This is a genomic window from Streptomyces sp. SID14436 (genome assembly GCF_010548465.1).
Taxonomy (GTDB): Bacteria; Actinomycetota; Actinomycetes; order Streptomycetales; family Streptomycetaceae; genus Streptomyces.
The window spans coordinates 1-24,965 of record NZ_JAAGMD010000260.1; the positions used below are offsets into that span (position 1 = coordinate 1).

General features: G+C 73.3%; 25 protein-coding genes, 1 pseudogene and 1 riboswitch. Of the genes and pseudogenes, 11 read left to right on the forward strand and 15 right to left on the reverse strand.

What is annotated here, in order from left to right:
* Nucleotides 1-40 precede the first annotated feature (40 nt).
* From G3I53_RS09195 to G3I53_RS09205, 3 genes are all read right to left on the reverse strand, one after another.
* Nucleotides 41-997 (reverse strand): DMT family transporter, encoded by a 957-nt coding sequence (locus G3I53_RS09195; RefSeq protein WP_164338749.1) that lies wholly within the window; start codon nucleotides 995-997, stop codon nucleotides 41-43.
* Nucleotides 998-1,219: 222 nt separating this feature from the next.
* Nucleotides 1,220-2,224: an EamA family transporter gene (locus tag G3I53_RS09200; protein ID WP_164338750.1), complete on the reverse strand. Its 1,005-nt coding sequence runs from the start codon at nucleotides 2,222-2,224 to the stop codon at nucleotides 1,220-1,222.
* A gap of 83 nt (nucleotides 2,225-2,307) precedes the next feature.
* The gene (locus G3I53_RS09205) at nucleotides 2,308-2,904 is read right to left on the reverse strand and encodes a Clp protease N-terminal domain-containing protein (protein ID WP_343240585.1); all 597 of its coding nucleotides are present in this window, start codon (nucleotides 2,902-2,904) and stop codon (nucleotides 2,308-2,310) included.
* Nucleotides 2,905-3,101: 197 nt separating this feature from the next.
* Between G3I53_RS09205 and G3I53_RS09210 the strand changes: the two genes are divergently transcribed.
* Both G3I53_RS09210 and G3I53_RS09215 read left to right on the forward strand, forming a co-directional pair.
* Nucleotides 3,102-3,302 carry a hypothetical protein gene (locus G3I53_RS09210; RefSeq protein WP_203592682.1) on the forward strand — a complete coding sequence of 67 codons (201 nt, stop codon included), beginning with the start codon at nucleotides 3,102-3,104 and terminating at the stop codon, nucleotides 3,300-3,302.
* Nucleotides 3,303-3,404: 102 nt separating this feature from the next.
* Nucleotides 3,405-3,833, forward strand: coding sequence for an SRPBCC family protein (locus tag G3I53_RS09215; RefSeq protein ID WP_164338648.1), 429 nt, complete (start codon nucleotides 3,405-3,407; stop codon nucleotides 3,831-3,833).
* A gap of 91 nt (nucleotides 3,834-3,924) precedes the next feature.
* Here G3I53_RS09215 and G3I53_RS09220 read toward each other — a convergent pair whose 3' ends face one another.
* A complete protein-coding gene (locus G3I53_RS09220) occupies nucleotides 3,925-4,554 on the reverse strand; it encodes a PadR family transcriptional regulator (protein WP_164338638.1) in 630 nt (209 codons plus the stop codon).
* Nucleotides 4,555-4,788: 234 nt separating this feature from the next.
* On the opposite strand from G3I53_RS09220, the gene G3I53_RS09225 reads away from it, so the two are divergent.
* Nucleotides 4,789-5,610, forward strand: coding sequence for a PhzF family phenazine biosynthesis protein (locus G3I53_RS09225; protein ID WP_164338639.1), 822 nt, complete (start codon nucleotides 4,789-4,791; stop codon nucleotides 5,608-5,610).
* 42 nt (nucleotides 5,611-5,652) lie between these two features.
* On the opposite strand, the gene G3I53_RS09230 is transcribed toward G3I53_RS09225, so the two are convergent.
* Both G3I53_RS09230 and G3I53_RS09235 read right to left on the reverse strand, forming a co-directional pair.
* Nucleotides 5,653-6,453 (reverse strand): type II CAAX endopeptidase family protein, encoded by an 801-nt coding sequence (locus tag G3I53_RS09230; protein ID WP_164338640.1) that lies wholly within the window; start codon nucleotides 6,451-6,453, stop codon nucleotides 5,653-5,655.
* 126 nt (nucleotides 6,454-6,579) lie between these two features.
* A complete protein-coding gene (locus tag G3I53_RS09235; protein ID WP_164338641.1) occupies nucleotides 6,580-8,097 on the reverse strand; it encodes a glutamate-cysteine ligase family protein in 1,518 nt (505 codons plus the stop codon).
* 566 nt (nucleotides 8,098-8,663) lie between these two features.
* Between G3I53_RS09235 and G3I53_RS09240 the strand changes: the two genes are divergently transcribed.
* From G3I53_RS09240 to G3I53_RS09265, 6 genes are all read left to right on the forward strand, one after another.
* Nucleotides 8,664-9,248, forward strand: coding sequence for a hypothetical protein (locus tag G3I53_RS09240; RefSeq protein WP_164338642.1), 585 nt, complete (start codon nucleotides 8,664-8,666; stop codon nucleotides 9,246-9,248).
* Nucleotides 9,249-9,644: 396 nt separating this feature from the next.
* Nucleotides 9,645-9,851, forward strand: coding sequence for a DUF5999 family protein (locus G3I53_RS09245; RefSeq protein ID WP_164338643.1), 207 nt, complete (start codon nucleotides 9,645-9,647; stop codon nucleotides 9,849-9,851).
* 78 nt (nucleotides 9,852-9,929) lie between these two features.
* Nucleotides 9,930-10,325 carry a helix-turn-helix transcriptional regulator gene (locus tag G3I53_RS09250; RefSeq protein ID WP_164338644.1) on the forward strand — a complete coding sequence of 132 codons (396 nt, stop codon included), beginning with the start codon at nucleotides 9,930-9,932 and terminating at the stop codon, nucleotides 10,323-10,325.
* A 176-nt stretch (nucleotides 10,326-10,501) separates the two neighbouring features.
* Nucleotides 10,502-11,335 (forward strand): molybdate ABC transporter substrate-binding protein, encoded by an 834-nt coding sequence (modA, locus tag G3I53_RS09255; RefSeq protein WP_164338645.1) that lies wholly within the window; start codon nucleotides 10,502-10,504, stop codon nucleotides 11,333-11,335.
* A complete protein-coding gene (locus G3I53_RS09260; RefSeq protein ID WP_164338646.1) occupies nucleotides 11,332-12,201 on the forward strand; it encodes an ABC transporter permease in 870 nt (289 codons plus the stop codon). The genes modA and G3I53_RS09260 overlap by 4 nt, the downstream gene beginning before the upstream one ends.
* Nucleotide 12,202: 1 nt before the next feature.
* Complete coding sequence (locus tag G3I53_RS09265) at nucleotides 12,203-13,333, forward strand: ABC transporter ATP-binding protein (protein ID WP_239063700.1); 1,131 nt, start codon at nucleotides 12,203-12,205, stop codon at nucleotides 13,331-13,333.
* Between the two features lie 30 nt (nucleotides 13,334-13,363).
* Here G3I53_RS09265 and G3I53_RS09270 read toward each other — a convergent pair whose 3' ends face one another.
* A complete protein-coding gene (locus tag G3I53_RS09270; protein WP_164337157.1) occupies nucleotides 13,364-14,026 on the reverse strand; it encodes a DUF5701 family protein in 663 nt (220 codons plus the stop codon).
* 61 nt (nucleotides 14,027-14,087) lie between these two features.
* A complete protein-coding gene (locus G3I53_RS09275; RefSeq protein WP_164337159.1) occupies nucleotides 14,088-14,756 on the reverse strand; it encodes a CatB-related O-acetyltransferase in 669 nt (222 codons plus the stop codon).
* A gap of 103 nt (nucleotides 14,757-14,859) precedes the next feature.
* Between G3I53_RS09275 and G3I53_RS09280 the strand changes: the two genes are divergently transcribed.
* Nucleotides 14,860-15,519, forward strand: a complete 660-nt coding sequence (locus tag G3I53_RS09280; protein WP_164337162.1) for a TetR family transcriptional regulator — start codon at nucleotides 14,860-14,862, stop codon at nucleotides 15,517-15,519.
* A gap of 134 nt (nucleotides 15,520-15,653) precedes the next feature.
* Here G3I53_RS09280 and gcvP read toward each other — a convergent pair whose 3' ends face one another.
* Nucleotides 15,654-18,539, reverse strand: a complete 2,886-nt coding sequence (gcvP, locus tag G3I53_RS09285; RefSeq protein ID WP_164337164.1) for an aminomethyl-transferring glycine dehydrogenase — start codon at nucleotides 18,537-18,539, stop codon at nucleotides 15,654-15,656.
* Between the two features lie 175 nt (nucleotides 18,540-18,714).
* Nucleotides 18,715-18,810: riboswitch (glycine riboswitch) on the reverse strand.
* 112 nt (nucleotides 18,811-18,922) lie between these two features.
* Between gcvP and G3I53_RS09290 the strand changes: the two genes are divergently transcribed.
* Nucleotides 18,923-19,297, forward strand: a complete 375-nt coding sequence (locus G3I53_RS09290; RefSeq protein ID WP_164337166.1) for a PRC-barrel domain-containing protein — start codon at nucleotides 18,923-18,925, stop codon at nucleotides 19,295-19,297.
* Here G3I53_RS09290 and G3I53_RS09295 read toward each other — a convergent pair.
* The 6 genes and pseudogenes from G3I53_RS09295 to G3I53_RS09320 form a co-directional block, all read right to left on the reverse strand.
* Nucleotides 19,216-20,709: pseudogene (locus G3I53_RS09295) on the reverse strand (DNA polymerase IV). The gene G3I53_RS09290 and the pseudogene G3I53_RS09295 sit on opposite strands and share 82 nt — an antisense overlap.
* Nucleotides 20,710-20,824: 115 nt before the next feature.
* Nucleotides 20,825-21,502 carry a MerR family transcriptional regulator gene (locus G3I53_RS09300; protein ID WP_343239794.1) on the reverse strand — a complete coding sequence of 226 codons (678 nt, stop codon included), beginning with the start codon at nucleotides 21,500-21,502 and terminating at the stop codon, nucleotides 20,825-20,827.
* Between the two features lie 199 nt (nucleotides 21,503-21,701).
* Complete coding sequence (locus G3I53_RS09305) at nucleotides 21,702-22,175, reverse strand: bifunctional nuclease family protein (protein WP_026253112.1); 474 nt, start codon at nucleotides 22,173-22,175, stop codon at nucleotides 21,702-21,704.
* An 83-nt stretch (nucleotides 22,176-22,258) separates the two neighbouring features.
* Nucleotides 22,259-22,999 carry a MerR family transcriptional regulator gene (locus tag G3I53_RS09310; protein WP_164337172.1) on the reverse strand — a complete coding sequence of 247 codons (741 nt, stop codon included), beginning with the start codon at nucleotides 22,997-22,999 and terminating at the stop codon, nucleotides 22,259-22,261.
* A 37-nt stretch (nucleotides 23,000-23,036) separates the two neighbouring features.
* Nucleotides 23,037-23,993 carry an FHA domain-containing protein gene (locus G3I53_RS09315; RefSeq protein WP_164337173.1) on the reverse strand — a complete coding sequence of 319 codons (957 nt, stop codon included), beginning with the start codon at nucleotides 23,991-23,993 and terminating at the stop codon, nucleotides 23,037-23,039.
* Nucleotides 23,994-24,054: 61 nt separating this feature from the next.
* Complete coding sequence (locus G3I53_RS09320) at nucleotides 24,055-24,840, reverse strand: DUF881 domain-containing protein (RefSeq protein WP_343240586.1); 786 nt, start codon at nucleotides 24,838-24,840, stop codon at nucleotides 24,055-24,057.
* Between the last annotated feature and the right edge of the window lie 125 nt (nucleotides 24,841-24,965).

Consider the following 24,965-nt stretch of genomic DNA (forward strand, 5'->3'; position numbering starts at 1 on the left):
TGGGGCCGGTCCGCTCCCCCGCCCGGCCCGGCCCGCCGCGTCACACCGGTACGGCCTCCGGTTCCGGCCGGCCGGACCGGGCGGCGCGGGCCTCGCCCGCCGCGAGCCCGGCGACCGAGCCCAGCATCAGCAGGGTGCCGACCAGGGTGGCCGCGGTCAGCCGTTCACCGAGCAGGGCCACGGCCAGGACGGCGGCGCTCACCGGCTCCAGCAGCATGATCACGGAGACCGTGGCCGAGCGGACCACGGCCGCACCGGCGAAGTAGAGGCCGTAGGCGAGCGCCGTCGGCACGGACGCGACGTAGAGGACCAGGAGCAGCAGCGCGCCCGGCCGGTCGGTGTGCGGGAGCAGTCCCTCGACGGCGGCGAGCGGCAGCAGGACCAGGCTGGTGACGGCGAACGCCCCCATGGTCGTGCCGGAGGCGTCCGTGGCGCCGTCCCGGCCCCACCGGCGGGTGAGCAGGGTCATCGTCGAGTAGCCGGCCGCGGACAGCAGGGCGAGTGCCACGCCCCAGGGGTCGACGGTCGCGTCCCCGCCGCCGAGGACGAGCACCACCAGGCCGGCGAGCGCCCCGGCGACGGCGGCCAGGCCGCCCCGCCCGAGCTTCTCCCCGAGGGTCAGCCGGGCCCCGAGGGCGATGAGCACCGGCCCCGCGCCGAGGGTGACGACGGTGGCCACGGCCAGGCCGGTGGCGGAGACGGCCGCGAAGTAGGCGGTCTGGAAGACGGCGAGGCCGATGCCGGTGGCCACGGCGCGCAGCAGCCGGCGGCTCAGCGGCTCGGTGGTGGTGCCGCGCGGGCGCCGCGACAGCAGCCGGGCCGCGTACAGCAGCACCAGCCCGAGGGCGCAGCGCCAGAAGGACAGGGCGACGGGCCCCATGTCGCTGGTCCGGTAGACCAGCGAAGCCGCGGCGCCCGCGGTGCCCCAGGCGGCACCGGCGACGATCAGGTAGAGCAGGCCACGCCCGACAGGCAGGCCGGAGACGGCGTTCGACACGTGTTCTCTCCGCAGATACGCGCACCCCGCTCGTCGGCGTGGGTGCGGAAGTTCAGGAAGGGATCCGGCGGTCCCGGCCGGGGCCGGGGCGGCTCGATCCGCGGACTTCGTCTGCGGGCAGCACCGTTACGCCCGGCGACCGGCCGGGCGGATGTACCGGAGGGCCCGCCTCAGGCGGCCGGAGGCGGGAGAACGAGTGCGCGAGCATGCATGATCAGCACCTTAGGCGGCCGTGCCGGGCGAGGACAACTCCCGGTCCGGGCCGCCGCGGGCCACGGGCCGGTCGGACCCCTTGGCGGGGGCCGAGGACTGGGCGATGAAGGCGCCGGCCAGCACCACCGCACCGCCGATGATCTGCGGCGCCGAGAGGTGTTCGCCGAGCAGGAACCAGGCCAGGACGGTGGCGATGACCGCCTCCAGGCAGGCGACCACGCCCGCGACCTGCGGCGACAGCCTGCGTACGGCCAGCACGCCGGTGCCGTAGGCGAGCACCGTCGCGATCAGCACGACCCAGCCCACCAGCAGGCCCGCGGCGACGGGGGTGCCGTCCATGTGCGCGGTACCGGCGAGCACGGACCAGTCCATGGACCAGGGGCGGGCGATGACGGTGAGCACGGCGGCGCCGATGAGCAGGCCGAAGGCGATCACGCCGAGCGGGTCGGGGGCCTCGTCACCGGCGTCGCTGCCCTGGTCGGAGAGGACGAAGTAGCCGACCTGGCAGCAGGCGGCACCGAGCGCGAGCAGCAACCCCAGGGCGTCGAAGCCGAGCCCCGCCCACACCTCGACGACGCAGGCCAGGCCGCCGACCGCCAGCACCACGCCGACCGCCGCGGCCCGGGTGACCGGCCGCCGCTGCACGAACCGCACCCAGCCGAGGACGAGCGCGGGCGCCAGGTACTCCACCAGCAGCGCGACCCCGACCGGGATGCGCGAGATGGCGGCGAAGTAGCAGGCCTGGACACCGGCCACGGCGAGCAGGCCGAAGCCGGCGAGCAGGGCGGGGTGGCGGCGCAGCAGGCCCCGGTGGCGAACGGCCAGGGGGGCCATGACGAGGGCGGCCCCGGCCACCCGCAGCCACACCACATGGAGCGGATCGAGGCCCGCCTCGATCAGGGGCTTGGCCGCGACACCGGATCCGCCGAAGGCCACCGCGGACAGCAGCGCCAGACCGAGTCCGACACCCTTTCCGCGGCCCCCGGGCACGCTGACAGACGTTTGCACCGCCACATGATGTCAGGCGACGACAGGAGCGTCACCTCTGTTGGGACCTGTCTCATCGACTGGACAGCGCCGCCGGCCGGCGCGGCGCCTCAGTGACCCCGGTCCCCGGACGTCCGGTCGGCGGGGCACGCGGAGCCCGCGCGGGCTCCGCCGGAACCGGCCGGGCGCGCCCCGATGCGGGCGGTCAGCCCGGGCACGTCGATCCCCGCCCGCCCGAGCACCTCGACGGCGCGGGCCTGCGGGTCGTCCACGATCGCCGCGAGGAGGTCCAGTCCCCGCGCGGGTCCCCCGTGCCGTGCGGCACGCTCACGCGCCCGCTCCATACAGGCGGCGGCCAGCGGCGAGAGGCCGGCGGCGGAGCCGTCGACGACCGGGACGGCGCCGGAGTCCTCCACCGCGCTCTGCCAGCGCAGGCCGTAGCCGATGCTGCGCTGGACGAGATAGCCGAGCAGCCGGGCGCTGCCCGGACCCTCGCCGAAGACCGCGCTCACCTCGGGGTCCGACTCCAGGAGCGAGTGCAGCAGGTGAGCGGTGTCGATCTGGCGGTCCCCGTCCCGGAGGGCACGGCGGCGGGCACCGGCGACCACCGCCGCCAGGTCCGCGCTCAGTCCGGCGTCGTGGTCCGCTCGGCGCATGCCCTGCTCCGCGAGGTCGTGGGCCGTCTGCCGGGGGATACGGGGTTGCACGTCACCACCCCATCAGCCGGGCGGGCGGCGGACATCCCCGGCGGGAAGCATCCTGGCGTCCCACGGGAAGCGGAGTCCGGCCCTCGGATCTCCTCCCTGGGAAGGAGATCCGGCCGTTCCCGCCCCGGGGGCGCGCGCCGCCTTGACCCACGCCCCGGAGGCAACCGCGCGGGCCCGCCCGCTCGTCCCCCACGGACATGGAGAGCAGGTGCTGGCTGGTGGCCCTGCCTGCGGTGGACGGCAGGCAGTACGTCTACCGGGTGTACGCCCCCGACGACGCCCTGCCCGCCGATCTGTTCTGGGAGGCGTGGCACTGCCACGACGAGGGCCCCTTCCCCCGCGCCTGGGACGTCTTCGACGCGGCGGTGATACGCCGGGTCGGCCGGACCGATTCCTGACGCTCCGTCAGCCCTGCGGGTTGCGCACGCCACGGCTACGGGCCCGCCACCGCACCCCGAGCAGCAGTCCGGACCGGCACCCCGACTCGAAGAGGCGGTCGTATCGCCGAAGTCAGCGCGGAGGCCCGCATCGGGGCGCCGGCCGAGAAGGTGTGGGCCCGGCTCACCGACCGGCCGGGCCACGGCGAGTGGAACACCACCCACACCGGATTCCGCGAGGGCGGCCCCGATCCGCTGGAGGTGGGCGCCTCCTTCCGCGAGAACATGCGGCTGCTGAACTGCCCGGCGGAGACCGTGTGGACCGTGGAGGAGGTGGAGCCCGCCCGGGTGCCGGCGGTCCGGGGCACCGGCCCCATGCCCGTCGGGGTCACCGCCCGCTACACCCTCGTGCCGGACGGCTCGGGCACCACGGTCCGGATCGACGGCACCTTCACCGGCGCCGCCGTCTCCCTGTCGGCGGCCCGGCTCACGGAGTCGGCCACGGCCGCACTCCAGCAGTCACTGCGCTCCCTGGACGCCCTGCTGACCTGAGCGACCCCGCCCCGCCGGACGGCGCGACGGCGCCCCGCGCACTGCCGTGGGGCGCCGCGTGACGCGCCGGGAACCGCCGCCCCGGGAGGGCTCAGTCCTCGTCGGCCAGGATCAGGTACAGCTTCTTGCGGGCCTCGTTGATGACGGCGAGCGCCTTGTCCCGCTGCTCCTTGCTGCCGGTCTTCCAGACCTGCCCGAAGGCCTCCATCAGCCCGAAGCCGGCCTGCCGGATCTCGCCCAGCGCCTCCCAGTCGACCCCGCGCGAGGCCTCCTCCCAGGGCGCCTCGGGCCCCTCCTCGGCGGCCGACCGGCCCTCGTCGGTGAGCGCGAACAGCTTCTTGCCGCCGTCCGACTCACTGGCGATCAGCCCCTCGTCCTCCAGCAGCTGCAGGGTGGGGTACACGGAGCCGGGGCTGGGCTTCCACGCCCCGCCGCTGCGCTCGGCGATCTCCTGGATCATCTCGTAGCCGTGCATCGGCCGTTCCTTCAGCAGGGCGAGGATCGAGGCGCGCACATCGCCACGCCGTGCCCTTCCCCTCGGCCCGCCACGGCCCCGTCCACCCCAGGGGCCGTGACCGAATCCCGGGCCGAAGCCCGGCCCGCCGCCCCCGGGGCCGCCCGGACCGAAGGGCCCGAAGGCGGCGCGGAGCCGCTCGAAGTCGCCCCCGCCGCCCTGCGGGCCGCAGTGACCGTGCCGGTGTTCGTGTCCGTGGGTGCGCATGGCAACCACTCTCCATTCCATCGTTGATCTGTCGCGATACTTCAACGATATATCGGTGACACGTCATCGACAACCCTCTTTCCCGGACACACCGGACGGACACACCGGACAGACACACCGGACCGCCGCACCGCGCGGAAGCACCTGGCGGACACACTCGGCGGACGCACCGGCCGGGCACACCGCGACCGACGCCGGGCCGGGCGTTCCCGCCACAGGCCCTACCGTCGAGCCATGCGGATCCGAATCGTCGACGCCTTCACCGACCGGCCCTTCGCCGGCAACCCGGCCGGAGTGCTGCTCCTGGACGCCTTTCCCGACGACGCCTGGATGCAGGACGTCGCACGCGAGGTCAACCACGCCGAGACCGCCTTCGCGCACCCCCTCCCGCCGGGCGGCGGGGCCGACTGGGCGCTGCGCTGGTTCACCCCGGTCACCGAGGTCGCGATGTGCGGTCACGCCACGCTGGCCACCGCCCACGTGCTGCACTCCACCGGCGCGCACCGGGGCCCGGTGCGCTTCGCCACCCGCAGCGGGGTACTGCGCGCCGAGGCCGACGGGGACGGCTCCCTCACCCTGGACTTCCCCACGGCCCCGCTCACCGCGGTCGAGGTCCCGCCGGGGCTCGAGGACGCGCTCGGCACCGCGGCGCTGACCGCCTTCGACACCGGCCCGGACGTCGGGGACCTCCTCGTCGAGGTGGCCGACGAGGAGACGGTGCACGCCCTGCGGCCCGACCTGCGGGCCCTCGCCGCCCCCTCCGGACGCGGCATCATCGCCACCGCCCGGGCGGCCGGCCCGTCCGGCGGCTACGACTTCGTCTCGCGCTGCTTCTTCCCGAACGTCGGCGTCGACGAGGACCCGGTCACCGGCAGCGCCCACACCGCGCTCGCGCCCTACTGGTCCGAGCGCCTCGGCCGCACCGTCCTCACCGGACTCCAGGCCTCGGGCCGTCCCGGCCGGATCCGCACCGAGCTGCGCGGCGCGCGCACCCTGCTCAGCGGGCGTGCGGTGACGGTCATCGAGGGCGAGCTGCTCCGCCTCCCCGGCACGTGACGCACCGGGCGGGCGCGCGGGACGGGGGCCGCGCCCGTCCGCTCAGGCGGTCGGCAGCCAGCCGACCTTCCCCGCCAGCAGGGCGTAGCCGACGAACGCGCCGATGTCGAGCAGGGTGTGGGCGACCACCAGCGGCCCGACCCGGCCCCACCTGCGGTACAGGAGGACGAAGACCACGCCCATCACCATGTTGCCGATGAAGCCGCCGATGCCCTGGTAGAGGTGGTAGGACCCGCGCAGCACCGCACTCGCCGCCAGCGCCGCGCCCGGCCCCCAGCCCAGCTGGTCGAGCCGGCGCAGCAGATAGGCGAGGACGATGACCTCCTCGACCACGGAGTTCTCCAGCGCCGAGAGGATCAGCACCGGGAACTTCCACCACACGTCCGGCAGCGCCTCGGGCACCACGGTGAGGTTGAAGCCGAGGCCGCGCGCGGCGAGGTAGAAGGCGATGCCGGTGCTGCCGATGACGGCGGCGACGGCGGCCCCGCGCCCGAGGTCGGACCAGGGACGGGTGCGGTCGAAGCCCAGGCTGCGCATGCTCGCGCCCTCACGCAGCAGGAAGTGCGCGACCAGGGCCACCGGGACGAGTGCCGTGCTGATCCCGAAGAGCTGCCAGGCGAGGTCCAGCCAGGGGCGGCCGGGCGCGGCCGAGGCGTTGAGGGTGGCGGCCTGGTCCTTGAGGCCACCGGGCCTGGTGACCGAGCCGACGAAGCTGATCAGCGCGGAGACCGCGCTCGCGCCGAGGGAGAGCGCCAGCACCAGCAGCGTCTCGTCCCGCAGGGTCCTGCGGGGGACCTCCCGCCGAGGAGGGGAAACGCTCCCCTGGCCCGCCTCCGCCTGCACGCCTGCCTCCCCATCACCGACCGGTCCGGATCAGTATGCCGGTCGGTGTGCGGGGCGGCGGCCGGGGGCGGGCCCGCCCGCCCCGTTCCGTCAGCCGGTGCCGTAGGCCGGTGCTGTCGGCCGCGGTCAGCTCGCCGGGACCGGCTCGGGCAGCCCGACGGGCCAGCTGTGCACCGGGTCGCCCTGCACCATCAGCCGGCGGTAGCGGCGCGTGGTGGCCGCCAGCGCGGCCTCCCGGCCGAGTCCGGCGTCCAGGGCCCGGTGGAAGGTGGCGGCCTGCCAGCTCGCGCCGTTCGTCCGGCGCCGGCACCGCTCCTCGATCACCCCCAGGTACAGGTCGCGGTCGGCCGGTTCGATGCCCCACGCGTCCAGCCCCGCCTCGGCCAGCGGCAGCAGTTCGTCGCGCACCAGGGCGACCGCGTCGACCTCGGCCGTACCGCCGTAGCGGCCGCGCCGGGGCCAGGTGAGGCGGGCGTCGATCCCGTGCTTGCAGGCCGCCTCGAAGTTGGCGGCGGCGGCCTCGAAGGGCAGCCGGGTCCACACCGGGCGGCTCTCCTCGGCGAGGGCGCGGACGACCCCGTAGTAGAAGGCGGCGTTGGCGACCACGTCGATGACGGTCGGCCCGGCCGGCAGCACCCGGTTCTCCACCCGCAGGTGCGGGACGCCGTCGGCGATGCCGTAGACCGGGCGGTTCCAGCGGTAGACGGTGCCGTTGTGCAGCACCAGCTCGGCCAGCGAGGGCACCCCGCCCCGGTCGAGCACCTCCAGCGGGTCCTCGTCGTCGCAGATCGGCAGCAGGGCCGGGTAGTACCGCAGGTTCTCCTCGAAGAGGTCGTACGCCGAGGTCACCCAGCGCTCGCCGAACCAGGTGCGCGGGCGTACGCCCTGGGCCTGGAGCTCGGGCGGCCGGGTGTCGGTGGACTGCTGGAACAGCGGGGGCCGGGACTCGCGCCACAGCTCCCGGCCGAACAGGAACGGCGAGTTGGCCCCGACGGCGATCTGCGCGGCGGCCACGGCCTGGGCCGCGTTCCACACATCGGCGAACCGGCCCGGGGTGACCTGCAGGTGCAGCTGCACGGAGGTGCAGGCCGCCTCGGGGGCGATGGACTTCGAGGTGCAGGTGAGACGCTCCACTCCCTCGATGTCGAGGGTGAAGTCCTCCCCGCGGGCGGCCACGATCTGGTCGTTGAGCAGGGTGTAGCGGTCGACGGCGGACAGGTTCGAGGACACCAGGTCGTCGCGGTCGAGCGTGGGGAGAATGCCGATCATCACAATGCCGGCGTCCACTTCGGCGGCTTTCCGGTCGGCGTATGCGAGGGAGGTGCGCAGTTCTTCCGCGAGCCGGTCGAAAACCCGGCCGTCGACCCGGTGGGGCGCGATGTTCACTTCCAGGTTGAACATGGCGAGTTCTGTTTGGAAGTCACGGCTGGCGATCCGTTCGAGAACTTGCGCATTCAGCATTCTCGGCATGCCGTCGGCACCCGCGAGGTTCAATTCGATCTCGACCCCCATGAGGTTCTTGGGGCGGTCGAACCGCTTCTCCGCCAGCAGCCGCTCCAAGCCGGTCAGACACCTGCGCAGCTTGTCGCGGTAGAGCTGGCGATCGGACAGGTCGAACTGACCCGCCACGACCTTTTCCCCCATCGAACGTCCCTCCTCGGATGGGCGGCGGGCCGAGGACCGGCCGCCGGGGTCCCGGTGCACAGTGGAGGATGCCCAGCCGATGCGATCGATAACGTCCCGGAACGGCCCGGCACCCGCTACGCTGTTGGATTGTGACCAGTGGCACATTCACGGGGCATGAAGCGCAACAGGCGTCACGCGCCCATTGAGAAATCGTGAAAAACGCCGATCGAATTGGGCCGACCGCGCCCCGCTCATTCGCCCAGGTCACCGCCCTGCACCTCACGCGGAACCAGGATGATTCCCGCATTTCATCGACCGGAAGTACCCTTGTTCCGCGGGCCCGAAACAGCTAGACGAAACATAGTCCTAACACGTTTCGTATAAACTCCGTGAACAAGACGGAGAGCTGGCGCCGCGGTCGAGTGATCCAGCCGTCGAGGTGACGTCCGGCAGTCTCACCCCACCTCACGGACTCGGACCCGGTCCCCCACTCTCCGGCTTTCGCGAGCTGACAGCGCCGTCCGCCCCGCCCCGCCACCCCCCGCCCTCGTGCCACCGTGCCCGCGAATGAGAGGCGACCCACCATGCCCCTGCATGTCCCTGCGGCTCCCGCGCCCGCACTGCGTTCGGTCCTGACCGCGCTCTCCTCCCCCACCGCGGTCCGGGAAGCCCGCACTCCCTCCCTCCTCGGCGCCCCACGCCCCCTCTCGGCCGAGCTGCCCCTGCCCGTGCACGTCCTGGACGGGATCACCGCCGGGGGCGGGTCCGCGACGCGCCTGGCCGGCTGGCGCTTCCTGATCCGCTCGGGCGAGCACGCGGTCGCCGCGGCGGACACCGTGCTCACCCCCGACGGCTGGACGTTCTCCCGCTTCTTCGAGGGTCCCTACGTCGCCTCCACCGAGCTGGCGCTGCGTCAGGCCGAGGCGATGGCGGAGCCCTACCAGCCGCGGCTGCTGTCCGTACCGGAGCTGTACATGCTGACGCTGTGGCTGCACGGCGACCGCGGCGCGGACGCCGCCGCCGGCCATCCGGCGGCGACCGACCTGCTCGTGCCCCTGGCCCCGGCGCCGCCCGGGATCGCGGCGCACCGCGCCCACCGGGCGGCCGACCTGCTGCCGGTGCTGACCCACCGGGCGACGCCGACCCCGCTGCTCGGCTCCCCGGCCTGACGTCAGGGCCGTCCCGTTCGCGCCCGCGGCGCGAAAGCCGTCACCTTCTCCGCGCGTACCCCGTCGCCCCGGACGCTTCCGGATGCGGCAGGGTACGCGCCGTTCACCTCCCGCTCCCGTCGCCGGCCGAGCGGCCCTCCCGGGCGGACTAGCCCGATCCGGCCCCCTCGAACCACCCGAAGTGACAGTGCAGTTGGGCTGAACCGTCCGCGCGGGTGACGCGTCCTCAAGCCAAGAGGGGCGGTGCCGCGAAATCCCTGCGGATCGACGCCCTTGAGGCAACACTGGTTTCCGACCGACTTATCACAACGGGGGGCGGCCATGAACGACGCTTCACGCCGCGCAACTGCATCACCAGTCATGCCACAGGACATCACAGAGCGAGAGACCTCACCCATGTGCCAGCACCAGCCACCGTGTCCCTCAGCCGACTCCGCCGACCGGGAATCGGCCCGCCTCGCGGCGCACCACCCGGAACAGGGCTGGAGCCTGCTGTGCAACGGTGTCGTGCTCTTCGAGGACACCGGGGAACTGCTGCCCGACGGCAGCGCCATCGCGCCGCAGCGCCCCCGGACCGCCGACCAGGTCATGACCACGGCCTGACCGGCCCCGTGCGGCCGTCCCCACAGGTCACCCGGGGCCGGCCGTTACCGCCGTCCGCGCGGCTCTAGGGTGACCGGCATGCAGTCCTACACCATCGGCCAGGCAGCACGACTGCTCGGCGTGAGCCCCGACACCGCCCGCCGCTGGGCCGACGCGGGGCGCATCACCACCCATCGCGACCAGGGCGGACGCCGGCTCATCGAGGGCCGGGACCTGGCCGCCTTCTCGGTCGAACTCGCCCGGGCCGCCCCGGCCGAGGAGGACACCCCGTACACCTCGGCCCGCAACGCCTTCCCCGGCATCGTCACCGCGATCAAGCTCGGCGACGTCGCCGCCCAGGTCGAGATCCAGGCCGGGCCGCATCGGCTCGTCTCGCTGCTCACCCGCGAGGCGGTCGAGGACCTGGGGCTGGAGGTCGGCATGGAGGCCACCGCACGCGTGAAGTCGACAAATGTCCACATCGACCGGACCTGATACGGCACCGCACGCTCGGACGAACGCACACACCAGCCCGATCGGCCGTCTGCCTCGCTCATGCGATGTGACAGATGCCGTCCCCCTCGCATCTGCGGCACAATGATGCGGACCGGGAGAGGGTGTCGGTTCTGTCGTCCCGCCCTCCCCGACACGATCGAGGGAGCAGATCCGGGATGTCCCGTCGTACCGCGCATCCGCCCCGGCGGGCCCCGGCCGGCCGGACGCCTCGGGTCCGGAGCACCGCCGTCGGTGCCGGGACCGCCGCGCTCCTGCTGCTGACCGGCGCGTGCGCGACCGGCCCGGCCGGGCCGAGGGCCGACGCGGGAACCCCCACCGGCACGGTCACCGTCTTCGCGGCGGCCTCGCTGAAGGAGAGCTTCACGACGCTGGGCCGTCGTTTCGAGAAGGCGCATCCCGGCACGGAGGTCGCCTTCAACTTCGGCGGCAGCGACAGCCTCGCCGCCGGCATCACCAACGGCGCCCCCGCGGACGTCTTCGCCGCCGCCAGCGCGAAGACCATGAAGATCGTCACGGACCACGGGGACACCGCGGGCGACCCCGCCGCGTTCGCCCGCAACCGCCTGGAGATCGCCACCAGGCCGGGCAACCCGCGCGGCATCACCTCCCTGAGCGACCTGGCCCGGCCGGGGCTGAAGGTCGTCCTGTGCGACCGCACCGTCCCGTGCGGTGCCGCCGCCCGCACGGCGCTGACAGCCGCGGGCGTCGGCCTCACCCCGGCCTCGTACGAGCGGGACGTCAAGAGCGCCCTGACGAAGGTCGAGCTCAACGAGGCCGACGCCGCCGTCGTGTACCGCACGGACGTGAGGGCGGCGGGTGACAGGGTGGAGGGCGTGGAGTTCCCCGAGGCGGCCGAGGCCGGCACCGACTACCCGATCGCCCTGCTGGAGCACGCGCCCAACCCGACGGCCGCGAAGGCGTTCCTCACGCTGGTGAGGTCGGCCGAGGGCCGGCGGGTGCTGGACGGTGCCGGGTTCCTGAAGCCATGACCGGCCCCCGTGAGTCGACGCCCGCCGCGAAGAGCACCCGGCCGTCCGGACCCGGCCGGACCCGGGGCAGCCGGCGGCGTCCGCCCGGGCGGGGCGTCCCGCTCCCGCTGCTCGTGCCCGCCGTGCTGGGGCTCGCGTTCCTGCTGGTCCCCCTCCTCGCCCTGCTCCTGCGGGCCCCCTGGAGCGACCTGCCCGCGCAGCTGGGCAGCCCCGAGGTGTGGCAGGCGCTGCGCCTGTCCCTGGTCTGCGCCACGGCGGCCACGGCGCTGAGTCTGCTGCTCGGCGTCCCCCTGGCCTGGCTGCTCGCCCGTACCGACTTCCCCGGGCGCGGACTGGTCAGGGCTCTGGTCACCCTCCCCCTGGTCCTGCCTCCGGTGGTGGGCGGTGTCGCCCTGCTGCTCGCGCTCGGCCGCAACGGGGTCGTGGGCCAGTGGCTGGACTCCTGGTTCGGCATCACCCTGCCGTTCTCCACCGCAGGCGTCGTCGTCGCCGAGACCTTCGTGGCGATGCCGTTCCTCGTCATCAGCGTGGAGGGCACGCTGCGGGCCGCCGACCCGCGGTTCGAGGAGGCGGCCGCCACCCTGGGCGCCTCCCGGTTCATGGCCTTCCGCCGGGTCACCCTGCCGCTGATCCTCCCCGGCGTCGCGGCCGGTGCGGTACTGGCCTGGGCGAGGGCCCTCGGGGAGTTCGGTGCCACGATCACCTTCGCCGGGAACTTCCCCGGCCGCACCCAGACCATGCCGCTCGCCGTGTACCTCGCCCTGCAGAGCGACCCGGCGGCGGCGATCGCACTGAGCCTGGTCCTGCTGGCCGTGTCCGTCGCCGTGCTGGCCGCACTGCGCGACCGGTGGATGAGGGCGGTCTGACATGGCGCCCGAGCAGATGCCGGAGCGTTCCGGGACGCCCGCCGCCGAAGCCGCCCCCGCCGCGGCACACTCCCCGGCCGGGGTCGCCCCCGCCGACGGACTCGACGCCCGGCTGGTCGTGGACCGGGGCTCCTTCCGGCTGGACGTGCCGCTGCGCGCCGCGCCCGGGGACGTGATCGCGCTGCTCGGGCCGAACGGTGCGGGCAAGTCCACCGCGTTGCGCGCCCTCGCGGGCCTCGCTCCTCTCTCGGAGGGTCACCTGCGGCTGGACGGACGGGAGCTGCACGACGCGCCGCCCGAGGACCGCCCGGTCGGCGTCGTGTTCCAGGACTACCTGCTCTTCCCGCACCTGACCGCCCTCGACAACGTGGCCTTCGGGCCGCGCTGCCGGGGTGCCGGCAAGGCGGAGGCCCGGGCCGTGGCCGCCGAGTGGCTGGACCGCATGGGGCTGGCCGGTCACGCGGGCGCCAAGCCCCGCCGGCTCTCCGGCGGCCAGGCCCAGCGCGTGGCCCTGGCCCGCGCCCTCGCCACCCGCCCCCGGCTGCTGCTCCTGGACGAGCCGCTGGCGGCCCTGGACGCCCGCACACGGCTCGAGGTCAGGGCGGAGCTGCGGCGGCACCTGGCCGCCTTCGAGGCCGTCGCCGTCCTGGTCACGCACGATCCGCTGGACGCGATGGTGCTCGCCGACCGGCTCGTCGTCGTGGAGGAGGGCCGGACCGTCCAGGAGGGCACGCCCACGGACATCGCCCGCCGTCCGCGCACCGAGTACATCGCCCAGCTCGTCGGCCTGAACCTGTACCGCGGCCGGGCCGACGGCCACACCGTCCGGATCCCCGGGGGACCCGCCATCACCACCAGCGAGCACCTGACCGGGCCCGCCTTCGTGGCGTTCCCGCCCGGCGCGGTCACGCTGTACGGGGCGCGGCCCGGGGGCACCAGTGCCCGCAATCTGTGGCGCTGCGAGGTGGCCGGCCTGGAGACCCACGGCGACCAGATCCGCGCCGAACTGACCGGTGAGCTGTCCCTGGCCGCCGACCTCACCACGGTGGCGGCCGCCGAACTCGACCTCCATCCGGGTGCCCCGGTCTGGGCGGCCGTCAAGGCGGCCCAGACGCACGCCTACCCGGCGTAGCCCCCGCACGGCAGGCGCGGGGGCGGGCCGTCACATCGCGCGGCCCGTCGTCGAGGCGAAGCCGAGCCAGGTGTGCCGGTTGCCCCACCAGCACCAGCCGGCCTTCGGGGCGTCACGCCGGTCCCGGCCGTCGCGGCCGGTGCCGTTGCTGATCCAGAGGGCGGGCGTGCGGGCGTCGAACTTCCCGTTCGGCTTGCGCAGCCGGGAGCCGATGGTCATGAAGCACCGGTTGCGTTCCAGGGCCTCGGGCTGCTGGAGCACCCAGTGCATGCCCTCGCTGAGCAGCAGCGGGGTGCGGCCCTCCCCGGTGAGCGCGGGCAGGGCCTCCTCCGGGCTCCAGTTGGCCAGGTGATCGCCCCGGTCGATGCCGGTGACCGTGTAGAGGGGGGCGTCGGGCAGGTCGATGCCCTGGGGCGTGAAGCGGTCGACGTCCTGCATGTCCGTGACGACGAAGCCGGGCTTGCCGGCGTGGCGCAGCAACGGGGCGAGGACCGAGGCGGGGACACGGTCGGGGTGGAGGGCCAGCAGGGTGTCCCGGCCCGCCGATGAGTGCCGTTCGGCGAAGGAGCGGACCTCTTCGGCCGGCAGGCCCGCGTGCGTGTGCAGGCCGAGTCCGATCAGGCGGTCGGCCTGGGCGGACAGCGGCGGCAGCGGGGCGAGCGGGACGGGGGCGGTGGTCGGGGTGCCGGTCAATGCGTGCTCCTTGCGGGGAGTCCGGGCGGTGAGGGGGCGGCGGGGGCGTGCGCCGGGGTGGTCAGGAGGCGCTGGGGGTGTCGCCGCGGCCGCCGGTCTCACGGGCGGCGATGGCGCTGATCTCGGCGGGAGTCCCGGCCATGATCGTGCGCACGTGGCGGGTGATCACGTCGACGGGCCAGTCCCACCAGGCGGCTTCCAGCAGGAGCGCCACGTCCGCGTCGCTGTGACGCTGCCGGATCGGACGGGCGGGGTTGCCGCCGACCACGGTGTACGGCGGCACGTCGGCCGTGACGACGGCCCCGGCGGCGATGATGGCGCCGTCGCCGATGCGCACGCCCGGCATGACGGTGGCCCCGTAGCCGAACCAGACGTCGTTGCCGACGACCGTGTCACCGCGGCTGGGCATGGCGGTGACCAGATCGAGGGTCCGGTCGGCCCACTCCCCGCCGAACATGGTGAACGGGTAGGTGGACACCCCCATCGTCGGGTGCTCCGCTCCGGCCATCAGGAAGCGGGTACCGCTCGCCACGGCGCAGAACCGGCCGATGACCAGCTTCTCCGGACCGTAGGCGTAGAGGACGTTGCGCCACTCGAACTCGGTCGCCGCGTCGGGGTCGTCGTAGTAGGTGTACTCGCCGACCTCGATCGACGGTGAGGTGATCAGCGGCTTGAGGAACACGACGCGCTCGTGCTCGGGCAGCGGGTGCAGGACGGAAGGGTCGGTCATGGGGGTCCCCCGTAGGACGGGTCATTTTTTACGTCGGACGTAAAATTACCCTCACCCGAGGAAGGGTGTCAACAAAAAATTACTACGGGGGTAAGATTCGCCCATGAGCAGCCAACACGACAGCGCGTCGGCACGGTCCGGGGCCGGCCTGCGCGAGGTCAAGAAGCAGGAGACCCGTCAGCACATCTCCGACCAGGCCACCCGCCTCTTCCTCCGGCAGGGCTTCGACACCACGACCATCGCGGAGATCGCCGACGCCGCGCGGGTGTCGAAGAAGACGGTCACCAACTACTTCGCCCGCAAGGAGGACCTGGCGCTCGACCACCAGGACGCCTTCGTCGCCGCCCTGGCCTCCTCGGTGGCCGCGCGCAGGCCCGGCGAGTCCGCCCTGGGCGCGCTGCGCCGCGCCTTCAGCGAGGCGCTCGCCGCCCACGATCCGGTGAGCGGCTTCACCGGCCCGGAGTTCGCCCGGATGGTGGCCGACAGCGCCACCCTCACCGCGTGTGTGCGCGGCCTGCACGACCGCCGGGAGGAGGCACTGGCCGAGGCACTCGCCGCGGCCGAGAACCTGCCGGCCGACGACATCGTGATCCGCACGGCCGCCGGCCTCCTGGGCACGGTCCACCGTCTGCTGTTCCGGCGCATCCAGCAGCTCACCCTCGCCGGGCTGCCCGCCCAGGAGATCGAGGCGACGGTCGCGCCGGAGGCGGCCCGCGCCTTCGACCTGCTGGAACCGTCCATCGGCACCCTCGGCACCGCCTGACGGGCGCTGTACCCCTGAGGCCCGCAGACGCGTGAGCGCCCGGCCGGGCATGCCCCGGCCGGGCGCTCACCTGCCCCGACGACACCGTCCCGCGGGCCGCGTGGGGCCCACGGGACGGTGCTCGCAGGAGGGCGTCAGTCCTCGTAGGCGTCCAGCGGCGGGCAGGAGCACACCAGGTTCCGGTCGCCGAAGGCCTGGTCGATGCGCCGCACCGGCGGCCAGTACTTGTCGGCGGCGCTGACGCCGACCGGGAAGAGAGCCTCCTCACGGCTGTACGCGTGGTCCCATTCCCCGCCGAGCGCGGCGGCGGTGTGCGGGGCGTTGCGCAGCGGGTTGTCCTCGGCGGGCCACTCGCCGGAACCGACCTTCTCGATCTCCGCACGGATGGCGATCATCGTCTCGCAGAACCGGTCCAGTTCGGCCAGGTCCTCGGACTCGGTCGGTTCGATCATCAGCGTCCCGGCCACCGGGAAGGACATCGTCGGCGCGTGGAAGCCGTAGTCGATCAGCCGCTTGGCCACGTCGTCCACGCTGACACCGGTCGCCTTGGTCAGCGGGCGCAGGTCGATGATGCACTCGTGCGCCACCAGCCCGCCGGGGCCGGTGTAGAGCACCGGGTAGTGCGGCTCCAGGCGCTTGGCGATGTAGTTGGCGCTGAGCACCGCCACCTGCGTGGCCCGCTTCAGGCCCTCGCCGCCCATGAGCCGGACGTACGCCCAGGAGATGGGCAGGATGCCCGCCGAGCCCCAGGGCGCCGCCGAGATCGGGCCGACCCCGGTCTCCGGCCCCGCCTCGGGCTGCAGCGGGTGGTTCGGCAGGTAGGGGGCCAGGTGGGCGCGGACGCCGACCGGGCCGACGCCGGGGCCGCCGCCGCCGTGCGGGATGCAGAACGTCTTGTGCAGGTTCAGGTGGGAGACGTCGCCGCCGAAGTGGCCCGGCTTGGCGAGACCGACCAGGGCGTTGAGGTTGGCGCCGTCCACGTAGACCTGGCCGCCGGCCTCGTGCACCGCGGCGCAGATGTCGGCGACGTGCTCCTCAAAGACGCCGTGCGTCGACGGGTAGGTGATCATCAGCACGGCGAGCTGGTCGCGGTACTGCTCGATCTTGGCGCGCAGGTCCTCGACGTCGACCTCGCCGTCGTCGGCGGTCCTGACGACGACGACCTTCATGCCGGCCATGACCGCGCTGGCCGCGTTGGTGCCGTGCGCGGAGGACGGGATGAGGCAGACCGTGCGCTGCTCGTCGCCGTTGGCGCGGTGGTAGCCGCGCACCGCGAGGAGTCCGGCCAGCTCGCCCTGGGAACCGGCGTTGGGTTGGAGGGACACCTTGTCGTAGCCGGTGACCTCGGCGAGCCGGTCCTCCAGCTCACGGATGAGCGTGAGGTATCCGGCGGCCTGCTCGGCCGGCGCGAAGGGGTGCAGTCCGCCGAACTCGGGCCAGGTGATCGGCTCCATCTCGGTGGTCGCGTTGAGCTTCATGGTGCAGGAGCCCAGCGGGATCATGCCGCGGTCCAGCGCGTAGTCGCGGTCGGCGAGCCGGCGCAGGTAGCGCAGCATGGCCGTCTCGGAGCGGTGCTGGTGGAAGACCGGGTGGGTCAGGAACTCGTCGGAGCGCAGCAGCGCGTCCGGCAGCGTGTCCCGCGCGGTGGCATCCAGCGCCTCGACGTCGCCGTCGACGCCGAAGGCCCGCCACACGGCCGTCAGCTGCGCCCGGGTGGTGGTCTCGTCGCAGGCGGCCGACACGTGGTCGGCGTCGACGAGCCGCAGGTTCACGCCGTTGTCGCGGGCGGCGGCGACGACCTCGCCGGCCCGGCCGGGGACCCGCGCGGTCACGGTGTCGAAGTAGGAGTCGTGCACGATCTCCACCCCGCCGGCCCGCAGGCCCTCGGCGAGGATCACGGCGTACCGGTGGGTGCGCCGCGCGATGGTGCGCAGGCCCTCCGGACCGTGGTAGACGGCGTACATGCCGGCCATGACGGCGAGCAGCACCTGCGCGGTGCAGATGTTGCTGGTGGCCTTCTCGCGGCGGATGTGCTGCTCACGGGTCTGCAGCGCGAGCCGGTAGGCCTGGTTGCCGTCCACGTCGACGGAGACACCGACGAGGCGTCCGGGCAGGCTGCGGGCCATCTTCTCCTGCACGGCCATGTAGCCGGCGTGCGGCCCGCCGAAGCCCATCGGCACGCCGAAGCGCTGGGTGGTGCCGACCGCGATGTCCGCGCCGAGCTCTCCGGGCGACGTCAGCAGGGTGAGCGCGAGGAGGTCGGCGGCCACCGTGACCAGGGCGCCGAGCTCGTGTGCCCGGTCGATGACCGGCTTGAGGTCGCGGACGGCACCGGAGGCGCCCGGGTACTGCAGCAGCACGCCGTTGATCTCGCGCTCGGCGAGCTCGGCGGGGATGCCGTCGCTCAGGTCGGCGACGACGACCTCGACACCGGCCGGTTCGGCGCGGGTCCGGATCACGGCGACGGTCTGCGGCAGCGCGTCCGCGTCGACCAGGAACAGGCCCTTCTTGTTCTTGCCCATGCGCCGCGACAGGGCCATCGCCTCGGCCGCGGCGGTGCCCTCGTCGAGCAGCGAGGCGCCGGCGGTCGGCAGCCCGGTCAGCTCGGCGACGGTGGTCTGGAAGTTCAGCAGCGCCTCGAGGCGGCCCTGGGAGATCTCCGGCTGGTAGGGCGTGTACGCCGTGTACCAGGCGGGGTTCTCCAGGACGTTGCGCAGGATGACGGGCGGGGTGAACGTCCCGTAGTAGCCGAGCCCGATCATGGAGTCGAGCACCTGGTTGCGTCCGGCCAGCGAACGCAGTTCGGCGAGCACCTCGGCCTCGCTGCGGGCGTCCGGCAGGTCGAGCGCGTCGGCGTTCTTGATGACATCCGGGACGGCGGCGGACGTGAGCTCGTCGAGGGAGCCGTAGCCGACCTGAGCGAGCATCTTGGCGCGCGCCTCGTGGTCGGGTCCGATGTGGCGCTGCTCGAAGGGTGTCCCCTGCTCGAGCTCTGACAGCGGCGTGCGATGGGCGGTCATTGCGGAGGCCTCCTGGTCTGACGACCTTCGTGGGGCACCACGGCACGGGTACCCGGACGGCCTCCCCCTCTGTCATCTCGACCTGAGAGCTTCACCGGACCGTCCGAAGACGCCCCGGCTTTCACCGTCGGTGAGAGCGGAAGCCGTCGACACCCGCCCTGCTTTCCAGAGTGACCTCACCCGTGCGGTACGTGGGCCTGAGAGATTCCGGGGAGGATTTGCTCCTTCGGCGCCTCCGATGGTGCCCGGAGGACTCTCCCGCACGGGGTCAGCAGCCGAAAGCCAGCGTACCAGCGGGGACACCGCACGGGCCTTCGAGTGGCCGCTGGACCGATTGTGCCGTTGTGTAGTGCTTACGGATGAGTGCGACCAGTGGAGGGCCCGTGCGAACCGACATCGACCCGCGCCACCTGATCGGCCGCAAGGCGTTCGACCGCGACGGACACCGGATCGGAACCATCGACGAGGTCTACCTCGACGACGCCACGGGTGTCCCCGAGTGGGCGGCGATACGCACCGGCCTGTTCGGCCGCGACGCCTTCGTCCCCCTGGAACCCAGCGAACTCGTGGACGGCGCCCTCCACGTCCCCTTCGAGCGCGCCCTGATCAAGGACGCCCCCGACTTCGGTGTCGGCCGGCACCTGTCCCCCGAGCAGGAACTGCAGCTCTACCACCACTACGGCCTCGACGTCGCCGCTCCCCCGCCGCTGCCGGACCGGGACTTCGGCAAGCTGGCGGGCCAGGACGAACCGGCCTGACCCCGTCCCGGCCGGACGGCACGGGGACGCGCTCAGCCGGTGCCGTCCGCGGCCGGCTGGGCCCCGTCGTCCCCGGCGTCCCCTCCGCGCACCAGCGGGAGCGGGTCCGCCGGCCGGAGACCGGGGTCGTCGGTGCGGAAGGTCCGCACCCGGCCCGGCGGCGAACCGGGCGTCTCGAAACGCACCGTGACCCGGCCCAGGCCGCTCCCCTGCACCCACCCGTGCCCGAACTCCGTGTGCCACACGTCGTGTCCGGCGGGCCACCGCCGCTCCGGCGGGGGCCGGTCCTCGGGGACGGGCGTCGCGTCGGGCTCCTCCGGCGACGGCTCCTCCCGCTCCCCGGCGGCCTGGGCGAACAGGTCCTCCTGCGTGTAATCGGCCAGTCCCGTGACGCCGACGCCGAGCAGCCGCACGCCGCCGGTGGTGTCGACGGAGTCCAGCAGCCGGGCTGCCGCCTCCCGCACCACCGCCGGGTCGTCCGTGGGCCCGCGGAGGGTCTCGGAGCGGGTGAGGGTGGAGAAGTCGTAGCGCCGCACCTTCAGCACGATGGTGCGGCCCGACAGGCCCGCGCCGCGCAGCCGGCGCACGCACCGGTCGGCGAGCCGCCGCACTTCCGTCCCGACCCGGACCCGGTCGTGGATGTCCACGTCGTAGGTGTCCTCCACCGACACCGACTTGGCCTCGCGCTCGGCCACCACGGGCCGGTCGTCGTGCGCCAGCGCCATGGCGTACAGGGCGTGCCCGTGGGCCTTGCCCAGCAGCCGGACGAGCTCGTCCTCGCCCGCCTCGGCGAGCTCCTGGACCGTGTGGATACCGGCGCGCCGCAGGTGGTCACCCGTGGCCGGGCCCACGCCGGGCAGGGTGCGCACCGACAGGGGGCCCAGCAGGGCCCGCTCGGTGCCCGGCTCGATGACCACCAGGCCGTCCGGCTTGGCCCGCTCGGAGGCGATCTTGGCGAGCATCTTGGAGGCCGCCAGCCCCACCGATCCGGTGAGCCCCGTGACCTCACGGATGTCCGCGCGCAGCCGGGCCCCGACGCGGCGCGCCGACGGCTCGTCCCACGCGGCCCCGGCGGCCTCCAGGTCCACGAACGCCTCGTCCAGGCTCAGCGGCTCCACGAGCGGGGACAGCGCTTTGAGCAGGCCCATCACCTGCTCGCTGAGCGACCGGTAGAAGGCGAAGCGCGGCACGAGACAGGCGGCGTGCGGTGCGAGCCGGCGGGCCTGGGCCATGGGCATCGCGGAGTGCACACCGAACACCCGGGCCTCGTAGGAGGCGGTGGCGACCACCCCGCGCGGCCCGAGCCCGCCCACCACGACGGCCTTCCCGCGCAGACTCGGCTTGGACGCCTGCTCCACCGAGGCGTAGAAGGCATCCATGTCGAGATGCAGGATGGTGGGCGCGGATCTCACGTCTTCGATGCTGCCCTACGCCACTGACAGCGCCCTGCCCGGCCCCGCCCCGGCGTGTGACCGGACGGGGGCGGGGCGTCGGCCCGCGGCGCCAGTGGCTGTGCCGGTGCCGGTCTCAGACGGCCCGGTTGCGCCGGCGGGCCAGCTCGTCCGTGGGGTTGTGCCCGATCAGCGTCTCGCCGGTGTCGACGCGCTCGCCGTGCAGCTGGGACAGCGCGCCCTCGACGTCCCGCCAGACCACGCCGACGGCGATGCCGAAGATGCCCTGGCCGCCCTGGAGCAGCGCGTGGACCTCGTCGGGCGAGGTGCACTCGTAGACCGTGGCTCCGTCGCTCATCAGCGTCATGCGTTCCAGGTCGCTGAAGCCGCGCTCGCGCAGGTGCTGGACGGCGGTGCGGATGTTCTGCAGGGACACACCGGTGTCGAGGAAGCGCTTGACGATCTTCAGCACGACGACGTCGCGGAAGCTGTACAGCCGCTGGCTGCCCGACCCGTGGGCGGGCCGCACACTCGGTTCCACCAGTCCCGTGCGGGCCCAGTAGTCCAGCTGGCGATAGGTGATCCCCGCCGCCGCGCAGGCGGTGGGACCCCGGTAGCCGATCTGGTCGGACGCCATGGACGTCGCCCCTCCGCTGCCCGTCGCGGCGGCCGTCAGATGTCGAGCGTGATCGGCCGCACTGCCGTGAGGGGGGTACACCCCGCCCGAGCGGAGCCGAGAGCTCATGGGAGGGTACGGGCCGCTCGCCCCCAGTTCGGGGGCACCCCCAGCCGTACCGTCGCCGCTGCTTCTCACGCCGACCTCCGTCCTTGACCTGCCTCCTCGACGGTAGGCAGTCACCAAGGGTGCGTCAACGATCGCCACACTCGGCACGCCGAGTGATAATCACCCTAAGAGTGGTTTCCCGTGCCCCGTCGCGGGGAAAGGCTAGCCGAATGCGCTCCGCCCGAGGCGTGTGACGCTCCCGAGCGGCACCGGCCACCCGGCGGGGGCCTCACTGACTGCTGGTGCCGAAGTCCTCCGGCGAGATCTGGTCGAGGAACTCGCGGAACTTCTCCACCTCGTCCTCCTGCTCGTCCGGGATCGCGATACCGGCGTCGTCGAGCACCGTGTCACTGCCGTAGATCGGCGTCCCCGTGCGCAGGGCCAGCGCTATCGCGTCGGACGGCCGGGCGCTGACCTCCACACCGCTGGCGAAGACCAGCTCGGCGTAGAAGACGCCTTCCCGCAGATCGGTGATGCGCACTTCCGTGAGCTCCTGTCCGACGGCCTCCAGCACGTCCTTGAACAGGTCGTGGGTCAGCGGCCGCGCGGGAGCCATGCCCTGCTGGGCAAAGGCGATGGCCGTCGCCTCCCCCGGTCCGATCCAGATGGGGAGGTAACGGTCCCCTCCCACTTCACGCAGCAGCACGATCGGTTGGTTGGAGGGCATTTCGACCCGGACACCTACGACATCGAGCTCGTTCACACAGCAACCCTAGGCCGTGCCCGGGATGTTTGGGTAGTCGGGCCGGGAACGGGTGAGCGATCCGGCCCCGCGAGCGGCGCAGCCTAGGGGACCCGCACCCCGAGCGCCAGGTGGACCAGCGCGGCGTGCAGCTTCACCGTGAGCCCCGCCAGTTCCTTCGTGCGGGCCTCCGCATGCGCCCTGGTCTGCGGATTGCGGTGGCGCCGGAGCGGGGCGACGACCTGGTCCACCAGCCCGGCCTCCCGGTCGGCGGCCGCCTTCATCGCCCTCAGATGGCGCGGCTCGATCCCGAACCGGCCCAGCTCGCAGATCAGCCCCGCGACGGTGACCGCCTCCGCGTCGTAGACACCCTCCTCCACGGGGCTGAGGAGCCCGTACGACTCCCACTCCGCGAACTGCCGCTCGTCGACCCCGGCCGCCGCCAGCAGCTGCGCCCGGCCGATCCGGGCGGCCGTCGGCGCGTCCGCCGGCGTCGGCTCGGCGCTCTGCCCGTCCCGCTGCCGGCCCAGGACCGGCAGCGGGGCGGCCTCGCCGCGCTCCACCGCCTCCAGGTGCTCCCGGATCACCTTCAGCGGAAGATAGTGGTCCCGCTGCATGCGCAGCACATGACCCAGCCGCTCGACGTCACCGGCGCTGAACTTGCGGTACCCCGACGGGGTGCGCTGCGGCTCGATCAGCCCCTCCGCCTCCAGGAAGCGGATCTTGGAGATGGTGACCTCGGGGAACTCCTCGCGCAGCACGTTCAGCACCGCGCCGATGCTCATCAGTCCGGTGTCCGCGGCGGCGGCGCCGTGTCCGGCACCGCCGCTCGGTGAGTGAGGCATGGACCTTCCCTCGGTCCCCGGGCCGCGGCCCGGGGACTCAGTAGCCCCGCTGGCTCGCGTAGAAGACCAGCCGGTACTTGCCGATCTGCACTTCGTCCCCGTTGGACAGTGCGACCTGGTCGATCCGCTCGCGGTTGACGTACGTGCCGTTGAGGCTGCCGACGTCGGCCACCGTGAACGAACCGTCCTGGCCGCGGCGGAACTCCACGTGCCGCCGGGAGACCGTCACGTCGTCGAGGAAGATGTCGCTCTGCGGATGCCGCCCGGCCGTCGTCAGGTCGCCGTCGAGCAGGAAGCGGCTGCCGGAGTTCGGACCGCGGCGCACGACCAGCAGCGCCGAGCCCACCGGCAGCGCGTCGACCGCCGCCTGCGCCTCGGGCGACAGCATCGGCATCTGCGTCTGCCCGGTCGCCTCCGCGTCGTACGCCTCCAGACCCGAGATCGAGATCGTGGACGTCGTCTCGGACGGGCGCTCGGGGGTGACCCCGGGCCGCAGCGGCGCGCCGCAGTTGGAGCAGAAGCGGCTGTTCTCCGCGTTGCGGTTACCGCACCTCGTACACACCAGGGCCGACATGGACGGATCCTCCTGCCGCGGCTGCCCACCGGGGGCTTCGGACGCGTACGGGCCGGAAAACTCTCCACCCGTACCTGAGGTTGACGGTTGTCCGAAACCTATGCCGCCCTGCTGCGCAGGGTCAACCGACGGCGCGCCCTGACCTCCCCCGACGTCCTCGCCCGGAGCACCCACCTGGTCCCGGAACAGCGGACGGCGGCCCTCCTCGTCAGGCTGCGCGCGATGGCGAGAGGTCGCGTTGGCGTTGTCCTCTCGCGCGCTCTTGCCGAACAACTTCGCAAACAACTTCACGGGCGATTCCCCTTGACCGAAACAGACCCGCCCGTGGGGCAGGACGAACCCTGACTGAACACACTGGCCGACCCGGACATCCTCACAACGTCCGTATCCACCAGACAGTTTCCACCACGCACCGCCCAATCGGTGCGCCGACCCCCCGCAACCTCATGCCCTCGCCGGACGGGCCACATGCACCCCCGCTTCACCGGGAGGACGACCGAGCGTAGTCAGGCCGCTTCGCCGCCCGCAAGGCATCCACGACGATCTTGGTCGACCGCTCCACGGTCACGGTGGCCTGTTCCTTCTCGAGAGTCTGCACCACGCCTCCAGGAATGTTGAGCGCCGGCTCGAGGTCCTGCGGCTTGCCGATGACCTTGAAACGATAGGGTGCGGTGATCTTGTTCCCGTCCACCGCGACACCGTTGCCGGATTCCGTCAGATAGGTCTTGGCCACCACCCGGACGCCGTTCACCTGGATCGCCTCCGCGCCCGCGGCGCGCAGCTCCTGAACGGCGTCGAGCAGCATGTCCGCCTCGACCGCCCCCTTCGTGTCCTCGACGGTCATCGTGATGCCGGGGCCCTGGGCGGCCACGGTGCCCGCCAGGATGCCGAGTTGCCGTTCCTTCTCGGCCGTCTGCCGACGGGCCTCCTCGGCCTGGTCGGAGCTGTTCTCCAACTCGTCGCGCTGCTCCTCCAGCCCTGCCTTCTCGTCCTCAAGACGCTGTGTGCGGTCGTCGAGTTCATCGAGGATGCGCACGAGGTCCTCCTGGCGCGCGCCGCGCAGTGCGCTGTCGCCGTCGCTGTTGGAGGCGACCTGGACGGCCAGGCCGAAGCCGAGGCCGAACAGCAGCAGGGCGACGATCAGCTGGGCCCGGGTCAGCCGCGGCGGCCACAGTCCCTTCACCAGCCGCTGCCGCCCGGTCAGGCCCGGCGGTGCCGGCGGCGCCGCGTCGGCCTCCTCGGCGGCTCCGGACGCGCTGCCCGGCACTTCCTCGGGCAACTCCTTGCGGAGGCTGGTCGTCCGCTCGGCGGCGGGCTCCGCGGGCCCACTGTCGGCCGAGGGGGCCGCCTGTCCCCCGCGGGGCGTCTCCTCCGGCGGGGCGGGCCGGCCGG